The organism is Photobacterium sp. R1 (assembly GCF_054600795.1).
In genome coordinates, this window is record NZ_BAAHZP010001015.1 from 1 (window position 1) to 234 (window position 234).

At 61.1% G+C, this 234-nt stretch carries 1 protein-coding gene; it reads right to left on the reverse strand.

Annotated elements, in window-relative coordinates; genetic code table 11:
• A partial coding sequence (locus tag ACYP03_RS28115) for an ATP-binding cassette domain-containing protein (protein ID WP_459782952.1) occupies positions 1-234 on the reverse strand: 234 nt, incomplete at both ends.

Sequence of the window (234 nt, forward strand, 5' to 3'; positions counted from 1 at the left end):
TAGTCGTGGTACCCAGCTTTTCATTCACCCCGGCCAGCGCATCCAGCACCTTGATCCCTGTCGCACTGTCGAGCGCACCGGTCGGCTCGTCGCACAGAAGCACCTTAGGTTTTTTCACAAGCGCCCGTGCCACGGCAACGCGTTGTTGTTCGCCGCCGGACAGCTGAGAGGGGAAATGGTCGGCACGTGCTTTCAGGCCCACCATGTCCAGCGCTTCTTCTACCGGCAGGGGAT